This is a genomic window from Actinokineospora pegani (genome assembly GCF_009745975.1).
In the GTDB taxonomy this organism is placed as follows: domain Bacteria; phylum Actinomycetota; class Actinomycetes; order Mycobacteriales; family Pseudonocardiaceae; genus Actinokineospora; species Actinokineospora pegani.
This window is the reverse complement of record NZ_WHOL01000121.1, coordinates 34,563-58,598: the sequence shown is the minus strand read 5'-3', so window position 1 is coordinate 58,598 and position 24,036 is coordinate 34,563. Positions and strand designations below refer to the sequence as shown.

Annotated in this window: 17 protein-coding genes and 1 pseudogene; 9 read left to right on the top strand and 9 right to left on the bottom strand. The window is 73.4% G+C overall.

Translation table 11 applies throughout. The features are described from left to right. The 3 genes from GCL84_RS26375 to GCL84_RS26365 all read right to left on the bottom strand — a co-directional run bounded on the left by GCL84_RS26375 (position 1) and on the right by GCL84_RS26365 (position 6,744). Positions 1-3,060 (bottom strand): DEAD/DEAH box helicase, encoded by a 3,060-nt coding sequence (locus GCL84_RS26375; protein ID WP_156758263.1) that lies wholly within the window; start codon positions 3,058-3,060, stop codon positions 1-3. Between the two features lie 9 nt (positions 3,061-3,069). Next, positions 3,070-5,118, bottom strand: a complete 2,049-nt coding sequence (locus GCL84_RS26370; RefSeq protein ID WP_156758262.1) for a prolyl oligopeptidase family serine peptidase — start codon at positions 5,116-5,118, stop codon at positions 3,070-3,072. A gap of 66 nt (positions 5,119-5,184) precedes the next feature. After that, on the bottom strand, positions 5,185-6,744 hold the full coding sequence (locus GCL84_RS26365) for a mucoidy inhibitor MuiA family protein (protein WP_197523520.1): 1,560 nt from the start codon (positions 6,742-6,744) through the stop codon (positions 5,185-5,187). Positions 6,745-6,918: 174 nt separating this feature from the next. Here GCL84_RS26365 and GCL84_RS26360 point away from each other — a divergent pair, with 174 nt between their 5' ends. Next, positions 6,919-7,779: a M23 family metallopeptidase gene (locus tag GCL84_RS26360; RefSeq protein WP_156758261.1), complete on the top strand. Its 861-nt coding sequence runs from the start codon at positions 6,919-6,921 to the stop codon at positions 7,777-7,779. 131 nt (positions 7,780-7,910) lie between these two features. Next, a pseudogene (locus GCL84_RS31075) lies at positions 7,911-8,914 on the top strand (DUF4192 domain-containing protein). 39 nt (positions 8,915-8,953) lie between these two features. On the opposite strand, the gene galE reads toward GCL84_RS31075, so the two are convergent. From galE to GCL84_RS26340, 3 genes are all read right to left on the bottom strand, one after another. Further along, complete coding sequence (gene galE, locus GCL84_RS26350; RefSeq protein WP_156758259.1) at positions 8,954-9,910, bottom strand: UDP-glucose 4-epimerase GalE; 957 nt, start codon at positions 9,908-9,910, stop codon at positions 8,954-8,956. Between the two features lie 67 nt (positions 9,911-9,977). Beyond that, positions 9,978-11,156 (bottom strand): galactokinase, encoded by a 1,179-nt coding sequence (gene galK / locus GCL84_RS26345; RefSeq protein ID WP_156758258.1) that lies wholly within the window; start codon positions 11,154-11,156, stop codon positions 9,978-9,980. After that, positions 11,153-11,848 carry a metal-dependent transcriptional regulator gene (locus tag GCL84_RS26340; protein ID WP_156758257.1) on the bottom strand — a complete coding sequence of 232 codons (696 nt, stop codon included), beginning with the start codon at positions 11,846-11,848 and terminating at the stop codon, positions 11,153-11,155. The genes galK and GCL84_RS26340 overlap by 4 nt, the downstream gene beginning before the upstream one ends. Positions 11,849-11,954: 106 nt before the next feature. On the opposite strand from GCL84_RS26340, the gene GCL84_RS26335 reads away from it, so the two are divergent. From GCL84_RS26335 to GCL84_RS26325, 3 genes are all read left to right on the top strand, one after another. Continuing rightward, entirely contained in the window at positions 11,955-12,848 is an 894-nt protein-coding gene (locus GCL84_RS26335) for a sulfurtransferase (RefSeq protein ID WP_156758384.1), read from the top strand. A 73-nt stretch (positions 12,849-12,921) separates the two neighbouring features. Beyond that, positions 12,922-14,100, top strand: a complete 1,179-nt coding sequence (locus tag GCL84_RS26330; protein WP_156758256.1) for an acetoin utilization protein AcuC — start codon at positions 12,922-12,924, stop codon at positions 14,098-14,100. Between the two features lie 63 nt (positions 14,101-14,163). Then, positions 14,164-16,908, top strand: coding sequence for a bifunctional acetate--CoA ligase family protein/GNAT family N-acetyltransferase (locus GCL84_RS26325; protein ID WP_156758255.1), 2,745 nt, complete (start codon positions 14,164-14,166; stop codon positions 16,906-16,908). Between the two features lie 206 nt (positions 16,909-17,114). Here GCL84_RS26325 and GCL84_RS26320 read toward each other — a convergent pair whose 3' ends face one another. Further along, positions 17,115-17,714: a DUF6801 domain-containing protein gene (locus tag GCL84_RS26320; protein ID WP_235926740.1), complete on the bottom strand. Its 600-nt coding sequence runs from the start codon at positions 17,712-17,714 to the stop codon at positions 17,115-17,117. A gap of 376 nt (positions 17,715-18,090) precedes the next feature. Between GCL84_RS26320 and GCL84_RS26315 the strand changes: the two genes are divergently transcribed. The 4 genes from GCL84_RS26315 (at position 18,091) to GCL84_RS26300 (ending at position 21,737) form a co-directional block, all read left to right on the top strand. Beyond that, positions 18,091-19,632 (top strand): carotenoid oxygenase family protein, encoded by a 1,542-nt coding sequence (locus GCL84_RS26315; protein ID WP_156758254.1) that lies wholly within the window; start codon positions 18,091-18,093, stop codon positions 19,630-19,632. After that, complete coding sequence (locus tag GCL84_RS26310; RefSeq protein ID WP_156758253.1) at positions 19,629-20,570, top strand: winged helix-turn-helix transcriptional regulator; 942 nt, start codon at positions 19,629-19,631, stop codon at positions 20,568-20,570. Before GCL84_RS26315 ends, GCL84_RS26310 begins: the two co-directional genes overlap by 4 nt. 44 nt (positions 20,571-20,614) lie before the next feature. Further along, a complete protein-coding gene (locus GCL84_RS26305) occupies positions 20,615-21,103 on the top strand; it encodes a hypothetical protein (protein ID WP_156758252.1) in 489 nt (162 codons plus the stop codon). Between the two features lie 88 nt (positions 21,104-21,191). Beyond that, positions 21,192-21,737, top strand: a complete 546-nt coding sequence (locus tag GCL84_RS26300; RefSeq protein WP_156758251.1) for a hypothetical protein — start codon at positions 21,192-21,194, stop codon at positions 21,735-21,737. Positions 21,738-21,740: 3 nt separating this feature from the next. On the opposite strand, the gene GCL84_RS26295 is transcribed toward GCL84_RS26300, so the two are convergent. Both GCL84_RS26295 and GCL84_RS26290 read right to left on the bottom strand, forming a co-directional pair. Continuing rightward, positions 21,741-22,130 (bottom strand): VOC family protein, encoded by a 390-nt coding sequence (locus GCL84_RS26295; protein WP_156758250.1) that lies wholly within the window; start codon positions 22,128-22,130, stop codon positions 21,741-21,743. Positions 22,131-22,285: 155 nt separating this feature from the next. Then, a complete protein-coding gene (locus GCL84_RS26290) occupies positions 22,286-23,947 on the bottom strand; it encodes a fumarate hydratase (protein WP_156758249.1) in 1,662 nt (553 codons plus the stop codon). Between the last annotated feature and the right edge of the window lie 89 nt (positions 23,948-24,036).

Below are 24,036 nucleotides of genomic sequence, written 5' to 3'. Positions count from 1 at the left end.
CTACTCACCCACCGCTTCGCTCGAGAGGGCGACCAGTTCCCGGATCTCCGCTGTGGACAGGTCGCCGAGCCAGGACTCGCCCGCGCCGACCACCATCCGCGCCAACGCCTTCTTCTGCTCGATCATCGTGTCGATGCGCTCCTCCAGCGTGCCGACGCAGACGAACTTGCGCACCTGCACCGCCCGCCGCTGCCCGATGCGGAACGCCCGGTCGGTCGCCTGGTCCTCCACCGCCGGGTTCCACCACCGGTCCAGGTGCAGCACGTGGTTCGCCGCCGTCAGCGTCAGCCCGGTGCCACCGGCCTTGAGCGACAACAGCATCACCGACGGCCCCTTGCCGGACTGGAACCGCTCCACCATCCGGTCGCGCTGGCGCGCCGGCGTGCCGCCGTGCAGGAACGCCACCTCGGTGTCCAGCCGGGCGGCCAGGTGCGGCACCAGCATCCCGCCGAACGCCGCGAACTGGGTGAAGCACAGCGCCCGGTCCCCGTCGGCGAGCACCTGATCCAACAGCTCTTCCAAGCGGGCCAGCTTCCCCGACCGGCCCGCGACCCGCGACCCGTCGCCGAGGAACTGCGCCGGGTGGTTGCACACCTGCTTGAGCTTGCTCATCGTCGCCAGCACCAGGCCCTTGCGCTGGATGCCCTCGCTCTCGTCGACCTGGGACATCATGTCGTCCACGACGGCCTTGTACAGCGACGCCTGCTCCGCGGTCAGCGTGCAGAGCTGCTTCATCTCCAGCTTGTCCGGCAGGTCGGAGATCACCGTCGGGTCGGTCTTGACCCGCCGCAGCACGAACGGCCGGGTGATGCGCCGCAGCCGCCCGGCCGCCTCCTCGTCGCCGTGGCGCTCCACCGGCACCGCGTACCGGGCGCGGAAGGTGTGCAGCGGACCGAGCATGCCCGGGTTGGCGAAGTCCAGCACCGACCACAGCTCGGCCAGCCGGTTCTCCACCGGGGTGCCGGTGAGCGCGACGCGGTGCCGCGCGGGCAGCGTCCGCACCGCCCGCGACTGCCTGGCCGCGCTGTTCTTGATGTTCTGCGCCTCGTCGAGCACCACCCGGTCCCACCGCAGCTCCGCGAGCTCCTCGGCGTCGCGCGTGGCGGTGGTGTAGGTGGTGATCACCAGGTCGACGCCGTCGATCCGCTCGGCCAGCGCCGACCCGGCGGCCCGGTCGGCGCCGTGGTGCACGTGCACCCGCAGCCCCGGGGTGAACCGCTCGGCCTCCCGCAACCAGGTGCCCACCAACGACATCGGGCAGACCAGCAGCGTCGGCGGCCGCGAGCGCCCATGGCGGCACAGCGCCTCCAGCGCGAGCAGTTGCACCGTCTTGCCCAGGCCCATGTCGTCGGCCAGGCACGCGCCGAGCCCCAACCGGTCCAGGAACGCCAGCCAGGCCAGCCCGCGCCGCTGGTAGGGCCGCAGCACCGCGCCGAACCCCGGCGGCGGGTCCATCGGCTCCAGCGCCTGCGCCACCTCGCCGGAGAGCAGGTCGGCCACCCAGCCGGTGCCGCCCACCCCCACCACCGGCACGCCGACGGCCTCGTCGTCGGCGGGCAGCCCGGCCACCGCGAGCACCTCGTCGACGGTCATCTGCCCGGAGCCCGCCTTCTCCAGGAACGCCAGCCCCGCCGCCAGCCTGCGCTGGTCGACGTGGGCCCACCGGCCGCGCACCCGCACCAGCGGCACCTTGGCCTCGGCGAGCTGCCGCAGCTCCTCCTCGGTCAGCTTCATGTCGCCCAGGGAGACGTCCCACCGGTAGTCCACGAGCTCTTCGCGACCGAGCACACTCGTGCGCGTCACCGTCCCCGGAGTGCCTGCGCTGGTCGTGGTCAGCCGCAGCCCGACACCGCTGGAAGCCTTCCACCACCGCGGCAGCAGCACCCCGAACCCGGCCTGGTCCAGCGCCGCCGCGCTGCTCAGGAAGCTGTGCGCGCCCGCGGTGTCCAGGTCCAGCCCCGTCGGGTGCCGCTCGCGCAGCGCCGCGTCCAGCGCCGGGAACGTCCGCGCCGCCTTGCCCAGGTCGGTCAGCAGCAGCTCCTGCGGCCGGGCCACCCACCGGCGCAGCACCGCGCCCCGGTCGCCGTGCCACACCTTGCCAGCGGGCACCAGGACGCTCGGGTCGTCGGCGGCTTGCAGCAGGAACTCCAGCCGCCACACCGCCTCGTCCGGCTCAGCGTCCGGGTCCGGTGGGCGCAGCCGGAAGCACGCCCGCACCGGCCCGTCGTGCGCCGCCCCGTCAGCCCAGGTCCGCAACTGCCCGGCCAACCGCCGCGCCTGCTCCGCCCCCGCCTCGACCTCCCCGTCGACCGAGGTGAGCCCGCGCAACACCCCGCCCGCCGCCACCTCCGCCGCGGCGAACCGGCCGCGCGGCGCCAGCCGGACCCCGGCGACCCTGGCCCGGACCACCCCGTCCACCAGCGCCTCGACCAGCCCGCGCAGCACCTCATCGCCCAGCCGCCCCTCGGCCACCGCCGGGTCGCGCTGCTCGGCACGCACCACCGGCGGCAGCGCGTCGCGCAGCCGCACGTAGCGGGCCGAGTCCGCCCCCGCCAGCACCGGCCGCCACCGCGCGGCCTGGCCGCCCGCCTCCTCGACGAGCGCGGGCAGCACCCGGCCGCGCGCGACCAGGTCCTCGGCCAGAGCCAGCACGCGGGCCAGGTAGCGCACCGCCGCGCCGGGGCGCACCTCGACCGCCCCCAGCGCCTCGGCGGAGGTGGCCGCCACCGCGTCGGCCGCGGACAGGCGCAGCGCGGGCACCAGCCACGGGACCAGCCGCACCTGCCCCCGCGGGGTCTGCCCGGCGGCCAGCGGGTCGCGCACGAGCTCCGGCGAGGCCACCGGAGCCGACGGCCGCGACGGCAGCAGCACCCTGACCTCGACCGGGTCCGCGTCGAGGCTCAGCCCGAGCAGCCCGGCCAACTCGTCCGCGGGCACCGCGAACGGGTGCCCGGCCGCGCCCCGGGGAGCGCGGCCAGGCCGCCGGGCGGGTTTGTCCGAGTCCTCTGCCCACAGCGCCACGTCGCCCGCGTCGGTGGCGAGGCAGTGCAGCGCCAGCATGGTCCGAGGTTACTTCTCGGCACCGACAGTCTCGTCGGGGGACAGCTTGCGCAGCAGGAACTCGTAGACGACGGCCGACATGAACGCGCGCTGCGCGTTGTCCGAGGCCGCGCCGTGCCCGCCCTCGATGTTCTCGTAGTAGTCGGGCTCGAAGCCCAGCTCCCGCATGCGCGCGGCCATCTTGCGCGCGTGGCCGGGGTGCACCCGGTCGTCGCGCGTGGAGGTCACGAAGAACACCGGCGGGTATTTCGTTCCACTGTGGAGGTTGTGGTACGGGGAGAATTCCTTGAGGAACGCCCAATCCGCCGGGTCGTCCGGGTCGCCCCACTCGGCCATCCACGACGCCCCCGCCAGCAGCAGGTGGTAGCGGCGCATGTCCAGCAGCGGCACCTGGCTGACCACCGCCCCGAACAGCTCCGGGTAGCGGGTCAGCATCACCCCGGCCAGCAGTCCGCCGTTGCTGCCGCCCTGCACGCCGAGCCGCTCGGGCGTCGTGACGCCCTTGTCGACGAGGTCCCTGGCCACCGCGGCCATGTCCTCGTAGGCGCGCGGCCGGTTCTCCCGCAGCGCCGCCCGGTGCCACGCGGGCCCGTACTCGCCGCCGCCGCGGATGTTGGCCACCACGTAGGTCCCGCCGCGCTCGAGCCAGCTCCGACCCATCCCGCCGGAGTAGCCCGGGGTCAGGGAGATCTCGAACCCGCCGTAGCCGTAGAGCAGCGTCGGACCGTCGGTGCTCTCCCCGCGCACGATGAAGTACGGGACCTTGGTGCCGTCTTCGGACGTCGCGAACCGCTGCTCCACCCACAGGCCCTCGGTGGAGAAGAACGCGGGCGCGCGCCGCAGCACCTCCACCTCCCCGCCGATCTCGCCGCGCAGCAGCGTCGAGGGCTGCAGGTAGCCGCTGACGTTGAGCAGGTACTCGTCGGAGGCGTCCGGGTCGGTGCCCATCACCGCGGCCGAGCCCAGCTCTGGAGCGCCGGGCAGCGTCTCGCGCGCCCACCCGTCCGGTCCGGGGGTGAGCACCTCGAGCCGGGTCTTGACGTCCTCGAGCTTGTCGAGGATCAGGTGGTTGCGGGTCCAGGCGTAGCCGCTGAGCGAGGTGTGCTCGTCCGGCTCGAACAGCGCGGTCAACTCCCGCGCCCCGGCCAGGTACGCCTCGAAGTCCGCCACGAGCAGCGAGCCGGCCGAGTACGTCGTCCCGGCCACCTCCCAGTCGGTGCGCAACGAGATCAGCAGCCACTCGCGGTGCACGTCGGACGTCGCGTCGTCGGGCACCTCGATCTTGGTCAGCGACCCGTCGGCCCCGCGCAGGTACTCCTCGCTGGAGAAGAACGCCGGGCGCTTGCCGACGAAATCCCGCTCGAACCCGGGGGTGTGGTCGCGGTAGGCGTAGACGGACATGTCCTCGGGCCCGGCCTCGAACACCGTCTCCGCCTCGGCCAGCGGCGTGCCGCGCCGCCACACCTTCATCACCCGCGGGTACCCCGAGGTGGTCATCGACCCCTCGCCGAAGTCGGTGCCCACGTACACGGTGTCGTCATCTATCCAGCCGACCCGCGACTTCGCCTCGGGCAGGGTGAACCCGTCGTCGATGAAAGCCCGCTCCACCAGGTCGAACTCGCGCACGACCGCGGCGTCCGCCCCGCCGCGCGAGAGCTCCACCAGCGCGCGCCGGTACTCCGGGCGCAGCACCGCGGCCCCGGCCCACACCCAGTTCTCGCCCTCGGCCTCGGCGAGCGCGTCGACGTCGAGCAGCACGTCCCAGGCCGGGTCGCCGCCGCGGTACTCCTCCAGCGTGGTGCGCCGCCACACGCCCTTGGGGTGGGTGGCGTCCTGCCAGAAGTTGTAGAGGAACTCACCCCGCCGTCTCGGGTACGGGATGCGGTCGTCGGCGTCGAGCACCTCGCGCAGCCCGGTCCGGATCTGCTCGAAGCGCTCCCCGCCGGTCAGGGCGGACACCGCCTCGGCGTTGCGCTGCTTGACCCAGTCCAGGGCCTTGTCGCCGGTGACGTCCTCCAGCCAGAGGTAGGGGTCGGGGGTCGTGTCCTGCTCGGTCATGCCGCCAGTTTGCCACCGGTTGCCGGGTGCCCGTCGAAGTTGTCCACAGGCCCGTCCCCGACCTGGTCAGTCGCGCCAACCCGTGATCGCCACGCCCTTGGCGACGTCGACCCGGAAGCCGAAGATGATCTCCTCGGTCCGGCCGGGCGGCAGGTCCAGCCGCCAGGTCACCTCGCCCAGCTCGGTCGTCCGCGCGGGCTGCGGCCGCGTCACCACCTCGCGCACGACCGCCGCCTCCGCCTGGGAGACGGGCAACTGGTCGAGCACGGTCACGCGCGCGGTGTCCGGGCCGAAGTTGCCCACCTTGATCCGGTACGCGACCTCCTGCTTGCGGGCGCCGCCCATCACCGCCTTGCCCACCGAGCGCTTGGTCAGCTCCCGCTCCACGCGGACCCGGTCGTCCACGCCCAGGGCCAGCTCCACCTCCTCGCCCGGCGCCCACAGCTCCAGGTCGGTGACGCCGACGAACTCGCTGTCGTGGAACACCGACGCGCGTCCCGGGCGCAGGGTGTGCTCGGAGGTGTTCGCGACTGTCGCGCGCAGGTAGGCCTCCGGACCGCGCAGCGGCACCGTCACGTGGTCGACCGCCGCGGGCAGGTCCACCACCGCCACCGTCGTCCGGTGCGAGCTGCCCCCGGTCGGGACCGCGACCGGCCGGGTGGGCTGGTAGGTCGCGGCGGCGGCGCCGTGCTCGACCGCGGCCACCGCCTCGGCCATCGGCGCCGGGACGGGCCCACCGCGCGCCGGCCCCGCGGGACTGGTCGGCGGCGGCCCGGCGCTCGCGGCCATCGCGGCCATGGGCTGGGGCAGCGGGTGGTGCGCGCGGAGGTACCAGGGCGAGAGCTCCGGGACGACCACCGACCTGGTCGGCCGCGCGGTCGACAGCCGCAGGTCGCACTCCGGCCAGTCCTCGCCGCTGTGCTGGCTGACCAGCCCGTACCAGGTCAGCCGCAGCCGACCCGCGGTGAGCCGCACGTCGTAGCGCGACGTCCAGCCCGCCGAGTCGACCAGGTAGGAGACCTCCAGCTCCACCTCGCCGTCCTGGACCGCGTCCAGCTCGACCTCGACCGCGGTCTGGTCGGGGGTGCGCGCGCGGCCGCGGTCGAGGACGCGCCGCTGCGCCTCGTCGTGCTCGGACTGGACCCGCTGCCGCGCCTCGGCCAGCTCGCGCCGCTGGGCCAGCACGTCCGCGTACTGCCCGGCCAGCGCGTCGCCCACCTCGGCCACCCGTGCGGGCTCGGCCTCGCCCTTGGCCAGCGCCTGGGCGAACGCCCCGCCCGTGCGCGCGCTCAGCGCGCCCAGCAGCTCCGCCCGCGCGGCGAGCACGGTGTCCTGGTCGTCGAACCGGTCCAGCCGCCCGCGCAGCGCGTCGCGCCGCTCCTCCAACCCGGCCAGCGCCTCGTCCTGGGTCTGCGCGTGGTGCTCGGGGACCACGTCCACGCCGAGCACGGTCGCCGCACCACGCCCGCTGACCCGCACGGAGTCCGCGTGCAGGGCCAGGGGCAGACCACCCACGACGGCCTTGTGCTCACCGGTCTTGACCGCGACGACGCCGCGCCTGGTGATCCTGGCCTGTCCGGGGTAGACGGTGACCGCGATGATGGGGGCCTCGACTCGTGTCAGCACGCGGGCAGGTTAGTACCCCGTCCCGACCCCCGTACCGGGTTCCGCTCGGTCACCCGCTCACCCGGACCCACCCTTGTTCGCAAGGCTCCGACCCCCTAATCACCCCCGAAACAGGTTCTTCGATCACACACTGCGTGGTCGTATCGTCGCAAACTGCTGCTTGCGGAGGTAGACATGGTCAAACTGAGGAAGCTGCTCAGCATGGCGGGCATCGTCGCCGCCACCGCGGGCGCGCTCGTCGTGGGCGGCGCCGGGGTCGCCTCGGCGGCCCCCTCCTTCCAGCTCCCGTTCCCGTGCAACCAGGTGTGGTCGGGGCAGACCCGTACCAACCACAGCCCGGCGAACGCGATCGACTTCAACCGCGCCAACGACGAGGGCGACGCGGTGGTCGCGTCCGCGGGCGGCACCGTCACCCGCGTCGCGAACACGGGCAGCACCAGCTACGGCCGCTGGATCGAGATCGACCACGGCAGCGGCTGGCGCTCGCGTTACGCGCACCTGTCCGCGCAGCGGGTGTCCGTCGGCCAGTCGGTGTCGCAGGGCCAGACCATCGGAAACGTCGGCAACACCGGCGGCTCCACCGGCGCGCACCTGCACTTCGAGCAACTGCTGAACGGTTCCGCGCAGCGGATCGTGTTCAACGGCGCCCAGGCGCTCTACTGGGGCACGAAGAACTACACCAGCAGGAACAGGTGCGGCGGGGGCAGCACCAACCCCTACACCCCGTCCGAGGTCTGCGGCTCGGGCTTCACCCAGATCAACTCGGCGGCGCTGGGCAGCGCGGGCCGCGTGTACCTGATGTACAACGCCTCCACCGGCTACAACTGCGTGACCACGATCAAGAGCACCTCGGTGGGCACCGCGTCGTCGGTGTCGGCGTTCCTCGAGGTGCAGGGCGGCACCAGGTCGACCGACTCCGGGTCGTTCGCCTACTACGCGGGCCCGGTGAAGAAGTCGGCCCCGGGCAAGTGCGTCAAGTGGGGCGGTTCGGCGGGGTCGTCGAGCTTCGCCAGCCCGTTCCAGCACTGCGGCTGACCGCACGCGCGTATACCGGACAGGCCCGACAGGTTGACCCTGTCGGGCCTGTCCTGTCCACAGGGTCCGAAACCATCCACAGCGGACGAGCACCTCTTGGAACCGGTCCGCAGCGCCGCCACAGTGTTGGCATGACGACGAAATCGAACGCCACACTGTCCCTTCGAGACGGCGGAGACCTGATCGCGGCCCTGCCCCACCTGGTCGGCTTCACCCCGGCCGACTCCCTGGTCGTCGTGTCCATCACCGAGACCGGGGACGAGGCGGCCGTCGGCACGGTCATGCGCGCCGACCTGCCCTGCGCCGACCCACCGGACATGGCCCGCCACCTCGCGGGCATCGCCGCCGACCACGCGAGCACGGCCGTGCTGCCGGTCGTCGTCGCGGCGCACCACCACCCGCACCGCGATCTCGTGGCCTCGGTCGAGTCGGAGATGGCCGCCGCGGGATCACCGTCCCGCACTCGTTGTGGGCCCCCGGTGTCGTGCACGGCGCGCTCTGGCGGTGCTACGCCGATTGCGACTGCTCCGGGACGGTGGCCGACCCGGACTCGTCCGCCCTGGGCGCGGCGATGACCGTCATGGGCCTGGTGCGCCACCCCGATCGCGCGTCCCTGGCCGCCACCCTCGACCCGGAACCCGGGGACGCCCCGGAGGCACGGCGCGCGCGGATCAGCCGGGCGGCGGGCAGCGCCCCGGACATCGCGGTCATCGACCAGGCGGTGGTGTCCTCGGCCTACCTCGACATCGCGGACCCACCGGTTCCCGAACCGGAGATACCCGAGTCGCGCGTGGCGGAACTCGGTGCGGTCCTGGCCACGACGGAAGGACGCGGGCGGGCGCTCGAGATCGCCCTGACCCCGCAGGCCGAGGTCGCCGAACGGCTCTGGACGAGGCTGACGCGGGCGTTGCCCGCCCCCTACCGGGCCGGGCCCGCGGCCCTGGTGGCCGTGCACGCCTACCTGCGCGGCGACGGGACCCTCGCGCGCATCGCGGTCACCGCGGCGCTGGAGGCCGACGGGGACCACCCGCTGGCCCGGCTGCTCAGCACCGCGCTGGGCCAGGCGATGCCGCCGGAGGAGCTGCGCCGGATCATGACCGAGGCGGTGGACCGGAGCGCCGGGTGGTCGGGCTGACCCGGTGCGGGCGGCCGAGGCGCCCGCACCGGGGGTGGATCAGCCGCGGGCGCGGGTGAACTCCCAGGCGTCGCTGATGATCGTGTGCAGGTCGGCCCGCTCCGGGCGCCAGCCCAGCACCGACGCGGCGGCGTCGGCGGAGGCCACCAGCGTCGCCGGGTCGCCGGAGCGGCGCGGGGCGAACTCGGCCGGGATCGGGTGGCCGGTGACCTCGCGGCAGGTCTGCACGACCTGCCGGTTGGAGAAGCCCGTGCCGGTGCCGAGGTTGAAGACCTGGTGCTCGCCCTTGACCGCGTGGTCCAGCGCCAGCAGGTGGGCGGTGGCCAGGTCCAGGACGTGGATGTAGTCGCGGACGCAGGTCCCGTCCTCGGTGGGGTAGTCCTCGCCGTAGATCGAGATCTTGTCCCTGGTGCCCATCGCGACCTGCAGCACGATCGGGATCAGGTGGGTCTCGGTGGTGTGCCGCTCGCCGAAGCGGCCGTAGGCGCCCGCGACGTTGAAGTAGCGCAGGCTCACCGCGGCCAGGCCGTGCGCGGCGGCGTAGGAGGTGATCGCGTGGTCGATCGCCAGCTTGGTGGCCCCGTAGGTGTTGGTGGGGCGGGTGGGCGCGGTCTCGAGGATCGGGACCTGCTCCGGCTCGCCGTAGGTGGCCGCCGTGGAGGAGAAGACCAGTCGGGGCGTGCCGTGCTCGCGCATGGCGGCCAACAGCTTCAAGGAGGTCAGGACATTGCCGTCCCAGTACTTGGCCGGGTCCACCATCGACTCGCCGACCAGCGACTTGGCCGCGAAGTGCAGCACGCCGTCGAAGCCTTCGGCGAGCAGGTCGCGCGCGGCCTCGCCGATGTCGGCGCGCACGAAGCGGGCGCCCTCGGGGACCGCGTCCTCGTGGCCGGTGCTCAGGTCGTCGACGACCACGACCTCGTGGCCGGACTCGACCAACCGGGCAGCGCACACGCTCCCGACGTATCCCGCCCCGCCCGTCACGAGCAGCTTCACCGTGTTCCTCGCCTTCGTCTCGTGGATGTGCCCGGCCCTGGTGCCCCGGGTTCTCGCCTTGGCCCGCTCAGCGGTCGCGGTGCGCGCCCGCGGAAGGCGCCGCCGTGAACAGCCGCGGCGCGGTCAGCCCGGCCCCGGCGAACGCGGTCCGCACGGCCTCGCGCACCGCGGCGGACCGGTCGGTGGGGACCAGCGCGATCGCCGAGCCGCCGAAGCCGCCGCCGGTCATCCTGGCACCCAGCGCCCCGGAGCCCAGCGCCGCCTCCACGGCGACGTCCAGCTCCACGCAGGAGACCCGGTAGTCGTCGCGCAGGCTCACGTGCGAGGCGGTCAGGTGCTCGCCGGTCGCGACCAGGTCCCCGGCCCGCAGCCGGTCCACCACGGCCAGCACCCGCGCGTTCTCGGTGACGACGTGCCGCACCAGCGGGCGCAGGTCCCCGGGCAGCGCGGCCAGCGCCTCGGCCAGGCCCTCGGCGGGCACGTCGCGCAGGGCGGGCACCCCGAGCAGGCCCGCGGCGCGCTCGCAGCCGCGCCTGCGCTCGCCATAGGCGGAGTCGGCGAGCGAGTGCTTGGCCCGGGTGTCGACCACCAGCACCTCGAGGCCGTCCGCGCCCGCGTCGAACGGCACCTGCTCGCGCTCGCCGCTGCGCACGTCGAGGAACAGGGCGTGCGACCGCTCGCAGCACAGCGACGCGGTCTGGTCGAGCAGGCCGGTCGGGGCGCCGACGAAGTCGTTCTCCGAGCGCTGCACCCACCGGGCGATCTCGGCCAGCGTCGGCGACGCGGACTCGTCCGGGGTGATCCCGGCCAGTCCGAGCAGGGCCAGCGCGACCGCGCACTGCAGCGCGTGCGACGACGAGAGCCCGGCGCCCGCCGGGACGTCGCCGGAGATGACCAGGTCGGCGCCGCCCTCGGCCACCCCGGCCGTGCGCAGCGCCCACGCCACGCCCGCGGGGAAGGCCGCCCACCCGGTGACCAAGCCCGGTTCCAGGTCGGCGACCGCGACCGGGGCGGCGCGCTGGGCGTTGTGGTCGGAGCCGACGGTGGTGACGGCCAGCAGCCCGTCCTCGCGGCGCGACGCGGCGACCGCGATGCGGTGCGGGAGGGCGAACGGCAGCACCAAGCCGTCGTTGTAGTCGGTGTGCTCCCCGATGAGGTTCACCCGACCGGGGGCGGACCACACCCCGGTCGGGGGATGGCCGAGCAGCCGCCGGTACTGCTTGTCGGCGGTCTGCGCGGGATTCACAGCGCGCGGACCAGAACGGCGTGCAGCACCGCGGGGTCGAGTTCGGCGGTGGAGCCGTTGCCGCTGATCTCGATCGAGTTGCCGTCGCCCTTGGACGGGCCGACGGTGACGATCTGGCCGGGGATCATGCCCACCACGCGCAGGTCGGCCATGAGGTCGGGGTCCATCTGCACGTGCTCGGCGATGCGGCGCACCTCGACCTTGCCGCCGCCGCGGCGGGCGACCTCGTCGATGCGCACCAGGCCCGCCTCCAGCGGCGGGGCGGGCTCGCCGTCGCCGAGCTTGTCCAGGCCGGGGATGGGGTTGCCGTACGGGGAGGTGGTCGGGTTGCCCAGCAGGCGCACCAGCTTGCGCTCGACGGCCTCGCTCATGACGTGCTCCCAGCGGCACGCCTCGCTGTGCACGTGCTCCCACTCCAGGCCGATCACGTCGACCAGCAGGCGCTCGGCGAGGCGGTGCTTGCGCATGACCGCGATGGCCAGTGACCGGCCGTGCTCGGTCAGCTCCAGGTGCCGGTCGCCCGCGACCACCACCAGGCCGTCGCGCTCCATCCGGCCCACCGTCTGGCTGACCGTCGGACCGCTCTGGTTGAGCCGCTCGGCGATGCGGGCGCGCAGGGGGACGACACCCTCTTCCTCGAGCTCGTAGATGGTCCGCAGGTACATCTCGGTGGTGTCGATGAGCTCGTTCACGGCGCTTCCCCTTCGTCGCCGTCAATGTTAGCCGTTCCCCACGGCGGGGCACTGGCCCCATCGCTGACCGTGACCAGGGGTGTCCGGGGAGCGCCAGTCGGGCAGGATGGGCGGGGTGGCAGCCCTTTCGCGTCCGCTCGTGTCCACCTCCGACCTGTCCACCGCGCTGGGCGGTCCGAACCCGCCCGCGGTGCTCGACACCCGGTGGAGCCTCGGTGGTCCACCGGGGCGCGAGGCCCACGCCGCCGGGCACGTGCCGGGCGCGGTGTTCGTCGACCTGGACACCGAGCTGGCAGCGCCCGCCGGGACCGGGGTGGGCGGCAGGCACCCGCTGCCGGAGCCCGCCGACCTGCAACGCGTGCTGCGCGCGGCCGGGGTCCGGGCGGGGGCGCCGGTGGTCGTCTACGACGCGGACAACGGGTCGGTGGCGGCGCGGGCGTGGTGGCTGCTGCGGTGGGCCGGGCACACCGACGTCGCGGTGCTCGACGGCGGGTTCGCCGCCTGGGTGGCCGACGGGGGCGCGGTCAGCGCCGAGGCGGTGCGGCCGGGGGCGGGCGACATCGAGGTGCGGCCGGGGGGCATGCCGGTGCTCGACGCCGACGGGGCCGCCGAGCTGGCGGCGGTGGGGCTGCTGCTCGACGCCCGTGCGCCGGAGCGGTACCGGGGCGAGGTGGAGCCGGTGGACCCGAGGGCCGGACACGTGCCGGGGGCGGTCAACGCGCCGTTCGCCGGGCACGTCGGGGCTGACGGGCGGTGGCTGGACCCGTCGGTGCTGGCCGCGCGGTTCGCTGGGCTGGGCGCGGTCGCGGGGGTGCCGGTCGGCGCCTACTGCGGGTCCGGGGTGACCGCGGCGTCGGTGGTGTTGGCGTTGGAGGTGGCCGGGATCAGTTCCGCGGCGGCGCCCGCGCCGCTGTTCGCCGGGTCGTGGTCGGCGTGGTCGGCTGACCCGGGGCGGCCGGTGGCCACCGGGGACGCGCCGGGTGGCGCCGCGCACGGGTGAGCGAGCCCCTGCCGGGCGGGTCGGGTGGGCGCGGGGGGCTGGGGCGGGGGCGTGGCGGCGTTAAGGTGCAGCCATGGGTGATGGAGCCGCCACCGTTGTGTGGGACGCCGCGTTGCTTGACTACGACATGGGCGGCGACCACCCGTTCAACCCGATCCGGCTGGAGCTGACCATGCGGTTGGCTCGGGCGCTCGGGGTGCTCGACGGGGTGGAGCTGCACTCGCCGGAGGCGGCCACCGACGCCGAGTTGCAGCGCGTGCACGACGTCTCCTACGTGTCCGCGGTGCGGGAGGCGCCGATGGCGTCCTGGGACGTCGGGCACGGGTTGGGGACCGCGGACAACCCGGTCTTCGACAAGATGCACGCCGCGTCGGCGCTGGTGGTCGGCGGGACGCTGCTGGCGGCGAAGCGGATCGCGGCGGGGCACAGCAAGCGCGCGGTCAGCATCGCGGGCGGGCTGCACCACGCCATGCCGGACCGGGCGGCCGGGTTCTGCGTCTACAACGACTGCGCCGTGGCGATCTCGTGGCTGCTGGACAACGGGTTCGACCGCGTCGCCTACATCGACGTGGACGTGCACCACGGCGACGGGGTGCAGGCGGCGTTCTACGACGACCCGCGGGTGCTGACGGTCTCGGTGCACCAGCACCCGGCGACGCTGTGGCCGGGCACCGGGTTCGTCTCGGAGCTCGGGGCGCGGGGCGCGCAGGGCAGCGCGGTCAACGTGCCGCTGCCGCCGGGGACGCGGGACGCGCAGTGGCAGCGGGCCTTCCACGCCGTGGTGCCCTCCCTGCTGGGGGCGTTCAAGCCGCAGGTGCTGGTGACCCAGTGCGGTGTGGACAGCCACCGCGAGGACCCGCTGGCCGACCTGTCGCTCTCGGTCGACGGGCACCGCGCGGTCTACCGGACGCTGCGGGCGCTGGCCGAGGAGCACGCCGACGGGCGGTGGTTGGCCACCGGCGGGGGCGGGTACCAGTTGTTGCGGGTGGTGCCCCGCTCGTGGACGCACCTGCTGGCCACGGTGCTCGACCGCGACGTCGACCTCGGCGCCCCGGTGCCGGGCGAGTGGCTCGCCGCGGTGCGCGAGGTGGCGCCGAACGCCGACCTGCCGCTGCTGATGGGGGAGGGGGCCGAGACGGCGTTCGCCGCGTGGGACGGGGTCCTGGAGACCCCGGTCGACGCGGCCATCCGGGACGCGCGGCGGGCGCTGTTCCCGTTGCACGGCTTGGACCCCGACGACCCGAGGGACTGAGGGGCGGGCAGGACCGGGATCGACGACGAGCCCACCGACCAGCGAGAGACCGCGGGAGCGCACATGTCCGACACGGACGGCACGACCGGGACAGCCGCGCCGGGGGATGGGCCGGACCCCTTCGACTACCCCCGGCACTGGGAGGCCGACGTCGTCCTGTCCGACGGCGGGACCGTCCACCTGCGACCCATCCTGCCCAGTGACGCTGATGTCCTGCGCGCCTTCCACGGCAGGTTGTCGCAGCGGACCCGGTACCTGCGCTACTTCGGCCCCTACCCGCGCATCCCGGACCGCGACCTGCGCCGGTTCAGCACCGTCGACCACGAGCGGCGGGTGGCGTTCATCGCGCTGCTCGGCGACGAGATCATCGCCGTCGGCCGGTACGAGGGGATGCCGGACGGGCGCTCGGCCGAGGTGGCGTTCGTGGTCGAGGACGACCACCAGGGCCGCGGGCTGGGGTCCATCCTGCTCGAGCACCTGGCCGCGGCGGCCCGCGAGTGCGGGGTGGGGCGGTTCGAGGCCGAGGTGCTCTCGGACAACGCGCAGATGGTGCGGGTGTTCCGCGACGCCGGTTACCAGGTCAGCCGCGCCTTCGACGAGGGCGTGCTGCACCTGGAGTTCGACATCGACCCCACCGAGGCCTCCGTCGAGGTCGCGCACGCGCGCGAGCAGGCGGCCGAGGCGCGCAGCGTGCACAACCTGCTGCACCCGACCTCGGTGGCGGTGATCGGGGCGTCGACCGACCGCACCAAGATCGGGTGGACGGTGCTGGGCAACCTGCTGGCCGCCGACTTCGCCGGGCCGGTGTACCCGGTCAACGCCGAGCACCGGTCGGTGCGCGGGGTGCGGGCCTACCCGTCGGTGCTCGACATCCCCGACCCGGTCGACCTGGCTGTGGTGACCGTGCCCGCGGCCAGCCTGGACGAGGTCATGGACGGCTGCCTGGCCAAGGGTGTCAAGACGCTGATGGTCGTCACCTCCGGGTTCGGCGAGACCGGGCCGGACGGGCGCGGAGCGGAGCGGCGGCTGGCCGAGGAGGCGCGGGCGCACGGGATGCGGCTGGTCGGGCCCAACGCGCTGGGCGTGGTCAACCTGGACCCGGCCGTGCGGCTCAACGCCACGCTGGCCCCGACGCTGCCCGGCGCCGGGCGCACCGGGTTCTTCTGCCAGTCCGGCGCGCTGGGCACGGCCATCCTCGCCGACGCCGCCGCGCGCGGCCTGGGCCTGTCGACCTTCGTCTCCGCGGGAAACCGGGCCGACGTGTCCGGCAACGACCTGCTGCAGTTCTGGCAGACCGACCCCAACACCGACGTCGTGCTGCTCTACCTGGAGACCTTCGGCAACCCGCGCAAGTTCGCCCGGCTGGCCAGGCGGCTGAGCCGGACCAAGCCGGTCGTCGCGGTGAAGTCCAGGGCGCGCGGGGTGCTGCCCGCGCTGGCCGCCACCGGCGTCGCTGTCGACGAGGCGAGTGTGCAGGCGCTGTTCGAGCAGGCCGGGGTGATCCGGGTCGACTCGATCGCGCAGCTCTTCGACACCGCGCTGCTGCTGGCCCACCAGCCCCTCCCGCCGGGCGACCGGGTCGCGGTCGTGGGCAACTCCTCGGCGATCGGCCTGCTGGCCGCCGACGCCGCGCTCGGGCAGGGGCTGACGCTGGCGGGCGACCCGGTGGACGTGGGGGCCCAGGCCGGGCCCGATGTGTTCGCCGGGGCGGTGGCCGAGGCGCTGCGCCGCTCGGACGTGGACGCGCTGGTGGTGGTGTTCGTGCCGCCGGTCGCGATCCCCGGGACCGCCTACGCGCGGGCGCTGCGCGAGGCCGTCGCCGGTCTGGCGGAGGCGGGCAGCAAGCCGATAGTCAGCACCTTCCTCGCCGCCGAGGGGATCCCGGCCGAGCTGGCCGTGCCGGGGCCGACGGGCACGCCGGGCCGCGGGTCGGTGCCGTCCTACCCGAGCCCGGAGCGGGCGGTGCTGGCGCTGGCGCGGGCCACCGGGTACGCGCGCTGGCGCTTGTCGCCCGCGGGGCAGTTCGTCCGCCCGGAGGGGATCGACCGGGCCGGGGCCCGGGCGGTGGTCGAGCGGGCGCTGGACGGGGCCGCGGGGCCGGTGGACCTCACCGACGACCAGGTGGTGGAGCTGCTGGGGTGCTACGGCGTCGAGGTGCTGCCGTTCCGGGTGGTGCACGACGCCGAGGCCGCCGTCGCCGCGGCGCGGGAGCTGGGCGGGCCGGTGGTGCTCAAGACGAGCAACCGGGCGTTCCGGCACCGGGCCGACCTGGTCGGGGTGCGGCTGGACCTGAGCACAGACGACGCGGTGCGCCGCGCCTACGCCGACCTGCTGTCGGTCTCCGGCGAGGACGGGGTGTTCGTGCAGGGCATGGCCCCCAAGGGGTTCTCCTGCTCCATCGGCCTGCAGGACGACCCGTCGTTCGGCACGCTGGTGTCCTTCGGCCTGGCGGGTGTGGTCTCCGACCTGCTCGGCGACCGGGCGCACCGGGCGGTGCCGCTGACCGACGTCGACGCCGCGTCGCTGGTGCGCGCGCCGCGCTCGGCCCCGCTGCTGGCCGGGTACGGCGGTCGCGAGCCCGCCGACCTCGGCGCGCTGGAGCGGCTGGTGCTGCGGGTGGCGGCGCTGGCCGACGACGTCCCCGAGCTGCGCGCGGCGACGCTGGAGCCGATCCTGGTCTCGGCGGCCGGGGCGTTCGTGACCGGCGGGCGGGCCACCGTGGGGGAGTCGCCGTCCCGGCACGACACCGGGCCGCGCAGGCTGCTCGCCATTCGCGACAACCGCCCGGCACAATCGCCCCCAGGCTGATAACAGAGCGGTAAAGCCCCGGTCGTGCGACCGGGGCAATGGGGTGGGCGGGGGTGAATGGGCGCCGCCGAAATCCTGGCGGCATCTTGTTGTCCAGCTCCAAGACGACGAAAGCGGGGGACATGGTTTCCCATGTCCCCCGCTGACGCGGAATTACTTCACACTCTCAACCAAGCTGTTCCCGTGTCCCTCGACAACCCGGGAGGTCAGCCGATGGTGGTGGTGCCCAGAACCGCGTCCTGGCCCTCGTCCTGGGTCAGGTTCACGTCGAACTCGCCCAGGCTGGAGTCGGTCACGATGTGCGAGGTCGCGGTGGCGGCCACCGCGACGGTGGCGTCACCGGCGGCGACACCGGTCGGCACCGTGAAGTCGACCGTGCCCTCGGCCGGGAAGGTCAGCGAGCCCTCGGCCGGGACCGGGGTCTCGGTGATCGGCAGCTCGATCGGGATGTCGACGGTCTGGCCGTCGGACAGGGTCACCGTCGCGGCGGCGGCGATGGAGCCCGACACCGTGGTGGCCCCGACCAGGCGGAGGCCGTCGGTGGCGGAGGCGCCCGCGTCGACGTTGATGCTGAACGGCACCTGCACGGACTCGCCGGGGGTGGCGCTCGCGGGGATCTCCACGTTGATCGCGGTGGAGACCTGCTGCACGCCGATCAGCGGGAACTCACCGGAGAAGGTCAGTGTCTTCTCCGCGGCGAGCGCGCTGCCTGAACCGAACAGGAACAGGGCGATGGCAGTCAGGGCGGCGATGACTCCGCCACCTGCGAGGGCGCGCTTCTTCTTTCCCGCCATAGTGGTCGTCACTGGCAGTTCCTCCTCGTCGTTGAGATGAACAGTCAGGTGAAATCAGGTAGTTACCGGAAGTCCGGGCTACTGAAAATGAAGCTAGTCGGTAATTCCCTAACCTGGCAACCCGTTGGCAAGGCATTTCTGTGATCCTTTGAGAACTTGTCACGGGAGCCAGGTAACGCGGCTGTGACGCTGAGCGGATGTGAGCGCGGACACCGTCGGCATCCCATTTGATGAGACCTGGGGCACGGGGGCGGCCCGGTCGTCAGGGCTGTGCCCCGAGCGGTGCTTTACGGGTGCGGGACGGCAAAAATGGGGTCTGGCCTGGTGACTCTGCTAGTTGTAGCCTCGACTTTCGGACAGATCCGCTGACGAGGGGGAGTTGCGCGGCATGGACGTGGAGATCCTGGGACGGGCGCTCAGCACGCTGCCCGACGACGACGAGCACCCCTACCGCAGCGGCCCGTGGCGGCCGCAGACGGTGGAGCGGGCCGTGCCCGAGTGCGAGGTCGTCGGTGACATCCCCGCCGACCTGGACGGTGTCTACCTGCGCAACACCGAGAACCCGGTGCACCCCGCGCTCGCCAACTACCACCCCTTCGACGGCGACGGGATGGTGCACGTCGTCGGCTTCCGCGACGGCAAGGCCTTCTACCGCAACCGGTTCGTGCGCACCGACGGCTTCCTCGCCGAGCAGGAGGCGGGCGGCTCGCTGTGGGCGGGCATCGCCGAGCGCCCCGAGGTCGCCCGCCGCCGCGACGGCTGGGGCGCGCGCGGGCGGATGAAGGACGCGTCCAGCACCGACGTCGTCGTGCACGCCGGGGTCGCGCTCACCAGCTTCTACCAGTGCGGCGAGCTCTACCGGCTCGACCCGCTCACCCTCGAGACCCTGGGCAAGTCGACCTGGGGCGGGGCGTTCCCCAGCGCGGGCGTGTCCGCGCACCCCAAGGTCGACCCCAACGGCGACCTGCTGTTCTTCAACTACGGAAAAGACGCCCCGTACCTGCACTACGGCGTCATCGGCCCGGACGACAAGCTCGCGCACTACACCGGCGTCGAGCTGCCCGGCCCCCGGCTGCCGCACGACATGGCGTTCACCGAGAACTACGCCATCCTCAACGACCCGCCGCTGTTCTGGCGGCCGGAGATGCTGGCCAAGGGCGCGCACTCGGCCCGCTTCCACCCCGACCTGCCGCTGCGCATCGGGGTGCTGCCCAAGCGCGGCGACGGCCGGGAGATCCGCTGGTTCGAGGCCGAGTCGACGTTCGTGCTGCACTTCGTCAACGCCTACGAGGACGGCGACGAGATCGTCCTCGACGGCTTCTTCCAGTCCGACCCGGAGGGCCGGGGCAGCGCGGCCTTCCCGGACGACCCCGCCCACGCGAAGATGTTCCGCATGCTCTCGCTGGACGGTGTGCAGACCCGCCTGCACCGCTGGCGGCTGAACCTGGCCACCGGGGAGACCAAGGAGGAGCGGCTCACCGACTCGATCACCGAGTTCGGTATGATCAACGGTGGTCACGCGGGCCGTCCCTACCGCTACACCTACGCCTCCACGGGCAGGCCCGGCTGGTTCCTGTTCGACGGGTTGGTCAAGCACGACCTGCTCACCGGGGCCGAGGAGCGCTACCGCTACGGCGACGGCGTGTACGGCAGCGAGACCGCGGTCGCCCCCAGGGTGGGGGCGCGGAGCGAGGACGACGGCTACCTGATCACCATGACCACCGACATGACCGAGGACCGGTCCGAGTGCCTGGTCTTCGACGCCACCCGCGTCACCGACGGCCCGGTTGCCCGGGTCCGGCTGCCGGAGCGCGTCTCCAGCGGCACGCACAGCACGTGGGCCCCCGGGGCCGACCTGCCCGGCTGGCGCACCGCGCAGGACCCGGCCGCCGCGGTCGGCCTCGCCGGACCGGGCGCGCGCCGCCGGTGATCCACCCGCCCGACCGGCCCAGCAGACTCGGCGCGGGCGGCGACAACGCCATCGCCTTCGCGATCGGGGTCGCCGCCGACGAGTGGACCCTGGTGATCCTGCGCCACGCCCTGCAGGACGGCGTCCGCCGCTTCCAGCACTGGCAGGAGATCCTGCCCATCTCCACCGCCGTGCTGACCTCGCGGCTGCGCAGGCTGGCGGAGCTGGGCATCCTCACCCCGGTCGAGTACGACCGCAACCCCGTGCGGCACGAGTACCACCTGACCCCGCGCGGCGCGGCGATGTGGCCGATGATGGTCGCGATCTGGGCCTGGGAGGTGCGCTGGGCCGAGGGGCACCCGGAGAACCTGCCCGCCATGCGCCACCTGACCTGCGGGAACCTGTTCTCCCCGCTGATGGCCTGCCGCACCTGCGGCGAGGCGGTCTCCCCGCGCGAGGTCACCGGGTCGTTCGGGCCCAGCGGCTCGTGGCCGCGCTCGGCGCCCAACACCACCATGCGCAGGCGGTCGAGCGGGTCGTCCAACCTCGGGCCCGGCTTCTACCCGGAGAGCCGGGCGCTGATCGGCAACCGCTGGTCGGCGGCCATGCTCGGCGCGGCCTACCTGGGCGCGCACCGGTTCTCGGAGTTCCAGCGGCGCCTGGGCGCCCCCGCGACGGTCATCGCCGACCGGCTGCGCACCTTCAACCGGCTCGGCGTGCTGGAGGCCTTCGGTGACGCCGACCGCGCCGACCGACACCAGTACCGGCTCACCGACAAGGGGCGGGCGTTCTTCCCCGTGGTGATGGCCGCGATCGAGTGGGGGCAGCGCTGGTTCATCGCCCCGGAGGGCCCGGCCGTGGTCTTCCACCACCGCGGCGGCGACCACGCCTTCTCCGTCCTGCTGCTGTGTTCTGCCTGTTCGCGGCCGTTGAAGGGCAAGGAGATAGCGGTCGTCTAGCGATCGCGTGCAACCCGGCGCGGGGCCCGGCCCGTCCACTGGTCATGAATCGCCTCAACTCCCTCAACACCCTTGTCGGCGCGGGCGTTCTGTTCGCGGCCCTGTCCGCTTGCGGCGGCGCGCAGGACACACAGGACGGCTACGCCGCGGCGCCCCCGCCCGCCACCGCGACGCAGGAGCCCGGTGACCAACCCGACCGCCAGCCCGCCAGGACGCCCCCGGAGGGCGGCGCCGAGGTCCCCGAGGCCCAGATCGACCCGGCGGGCCTGGCGGAGGGGTACCCCGTCATGGTCTGGACGGTCGACGACGGCACCACGCTCGGCGTCGTCGCCCAGGAGGGCGGCTGCGGCAAGGCGAGCGCGGAGGTGACCGAGCAGTCCGACAGCCAGGTCGCGGTGAAGCTGGTGGAGACCACGCCCGCGGACAAGCAGATGTGCACCATGGACCTGCGCTACCCGAAGCTGACCCTGGAGCTGGATCAGCCGCTCGGTGCCCGCGAGGTCGCCCTGACCAGCGAGAAGCGCCAGGCCTGACCCAGTCCGGCGCCCCTGGTCGGCATGCCCCGCCGATCGGGGGCGCCTTCGCGTGCAACCACCCGCACCCGCGGTCCGTCCTGGGGTTATGAGAGCGATGCTGGTCGGTGCGGTCCTGGTCCTGCTGGGCGGGTGCGCGGCGGGTGAGACCGCCGAGAGCGCCCCGGCCCCGCAGCAGCGCCTGTACGCGACCATGGAACCCGTCGGCCCGCCGCCGGGGGCCACCCTCGTGCCGCCCGACAAGCCGCAGCCCGGTATGCCCGTGATCGTGCCGCCCTCGTGGCCGCCGGGGCCGACGGTCGGCACGGTGCCCGAGGGCTACCGGGAACTCCCCGCCGACCGCCTCGACACGAGCGCCCTGCCCGCCGACTACCCGCGGCGCGCCCACGTCGCCCCGGACGGCCTCAGCGTGCGGGTGCTCGGGCTGGCCCGCGACGCGTGCTCCGGCGTTGAGGGCATCGTGGAGTCCACCGACGAGACGAGCGTGCGGGTGCGGCTGGCGCCGATGGCGGCGCCCCAGGGCGGGGCCGTGGACGGGCCGATCTGCGCGCAGGTCCTCACCCAGCGGGTGGTGGTCGTGCCGCTCTCGTCCGACCTCGGCGCCCGAACCCTGGTGCTGTCGGCCGTTCTCTAGGGCTTACCAGCCGCCGTAGGGGACGGTGATGGCCTCGAGGTAGTGGCCGGACGGGTCGAGGAAGTACACGCCCCTGCCGCCGTCGTTGTGGTTGATCTGGTTGACCCCGTGCTGGCGCGGGTCGGCCCAGTGGTCCAGGCCGAGTTCCTGGATGCGCTGGTGCACGTGGTCGAACTCGTCCTCGGAGACCAGGAACGCGTAGTGCTGCGGCGCGACCTCGCCCTGGTCGGCTGGCTGCTGGGCGAAGTCCAGCGAGCAGTTGTTGGCCAGGTGCACGGCCAGGAACGGCCCGAACTCGACCGGCTCCGGCAGGTTGAACAAGTCGACGAAGAACGCCGCTGACTTCTCGCGGTCGACGCACGCGACCACGGTGTGGTTGAACTGGATTGGCATGAGAGAGATCCTCAGCGATATGTGCCTCCATGCCCCGAGCGGAGCGCCCCTGGGACACGCGACGACGAAGATCAGACACCACGGGGGCCGTGCCCGTCAAGGCGCGGCCCCCGTTCGGTGCTCTCGTCAGTCCAGTTAGGACAAGGCGGCGGACCTCACTTGCGGAAGGAGATCTGCAGCGTCGGCGCGGAGGTCCCGGCGAAGAAGTCGTTGCCCTTGTCGTCGACGACGATGAACGCGGGGAAGTCCTCCACCTCGATCTTCCACACCGCCTCCATGCCCAGTTCCGCGTACTCCAGCACGTCGACCTTGCGGATGCAGTCCTGCGCCAGCCGCGCGGCCGGGCCGCCGATGGAGCCGAGGTAGAACCCGCCGTGGGTGTTGCACGCGTCGGTCACCTGCTTGGAGCGGTTGCCCTTGGCGAGCATGACCATCGACCCGCCCTCGGCCTGGAACTGCTCGACGTAGGAGTCCATCCGGCCCGCGGTGGTCGGCCCGAACGACCCGGACGCGTAGCCCTCGGGGGTCTTGGCCGGTCCGGCGTAGTACACCGGGTGGTCCTTGAGGTACTGCGGCATGCCCTCGCCCGCGTCGAGCCGCTCCTTGATCTTGGCGTGCGCGATGTCGCGGGCCACCACCAGCGGGCCGGTCAGCGACAGCCGGGTCTTCACCGGCAGGGTGGTCAGCAGCTCGCGGATCTCCGACATCGGCCGGGTCAGGTCGACCTGGACCACCTCGTCGGACAGGTCCTCGCCGGTGACCTCGGGCAGGAACCGGGCCGGGTCGCGCTCCAACTGCTCCAGGAAGACGCCGTCCGGGGTGATCTTCGCCTTGGCCTGGCGGTCGGCCGAGCAGGACACCGCCACGCCCACCGGGCAGCTCGCGCCGTGCCGGGGCAGGCGGATGACCCGGACGTCGTGGCAGAAGTACTTGCCGCCGAACTGGGCGCCGATCCCGAACTGGCGGGTCATCTCCAGCACCTGCTGCTCCAGGTCCACGTCGCGGAAGGCGTGGCCGAGCGCGGAGCCCTCGGTGGGCAGGGTGTCCAGGTAGCGGGCGCTGGCCAGCTTGGCGACCTTGAGGTTCTGCTCGGCGGAGAGCCCGCCGACGACGATGGCGAGGTGGTAGGGCGGGCAGGCGGCGGTGCCGAGGCCGCGCAGCTTCTCGTCGAGGAACTTGGCCAGCCGCGCGGGGTTCAGGACGGCCTTGGTCTCCTGGTAGAGGAAGGTCTTGTTGGCCGACCCGCCGCCCTTGGCCATGAACAGGAACTCGTAGCTGGGCGCGGTGCCCGGCTTGGTGTGGATGTCGATCTGCGCGGGCAGGTTGGTGCCGGTGTTCTTCTCGTCCCAGAAGGTCACCGGGGCCATCTGCGAGTAGCGCAGGTTCAGCTCCTGGTAGGCCTCGAAGATGCCCCTGGACAGGGCCTGTTCGTCGGTCCCGCCGGTCAGCACGCTCTCGGTGCGTTTGCCCATGACGATGGCGGTGCCGGTGTCCTGGCACATCGGCAGCACGCCGCCCGCGGCGATGCACGCGTTGCGCAGCAGGTCCATGGCGACGAACCGGTCGTTGCCGCTGGCCTCGGGGTCGTCGACGATCGCCCGCAGCTGGGTCAGGTGGCTGGTGCGCAGCAGGTGCTGGATGTCCTTGATCGCCTCCTTGGCGAGCAGGGTCAGCGCTTCCGGCTCGACCTGCAGGAACCTCCGCCCGGCCGCCTCGACAACGCTGACCCCGTCCGGCGAGACCAGCCGGTACTCGGTCGTGTTGTCGGGCGCCAGGGGCAGGACATCGCTGTACTCAAAGCTCGTGGTGGCGGTCACGAAGCGGGCTCCCTTGCACACGCGTCAATTCGGTGCAAGGAACCTACCCCCCACCTGCGGCGCCCTACGTGTGATCCCGCCCCCCCGGT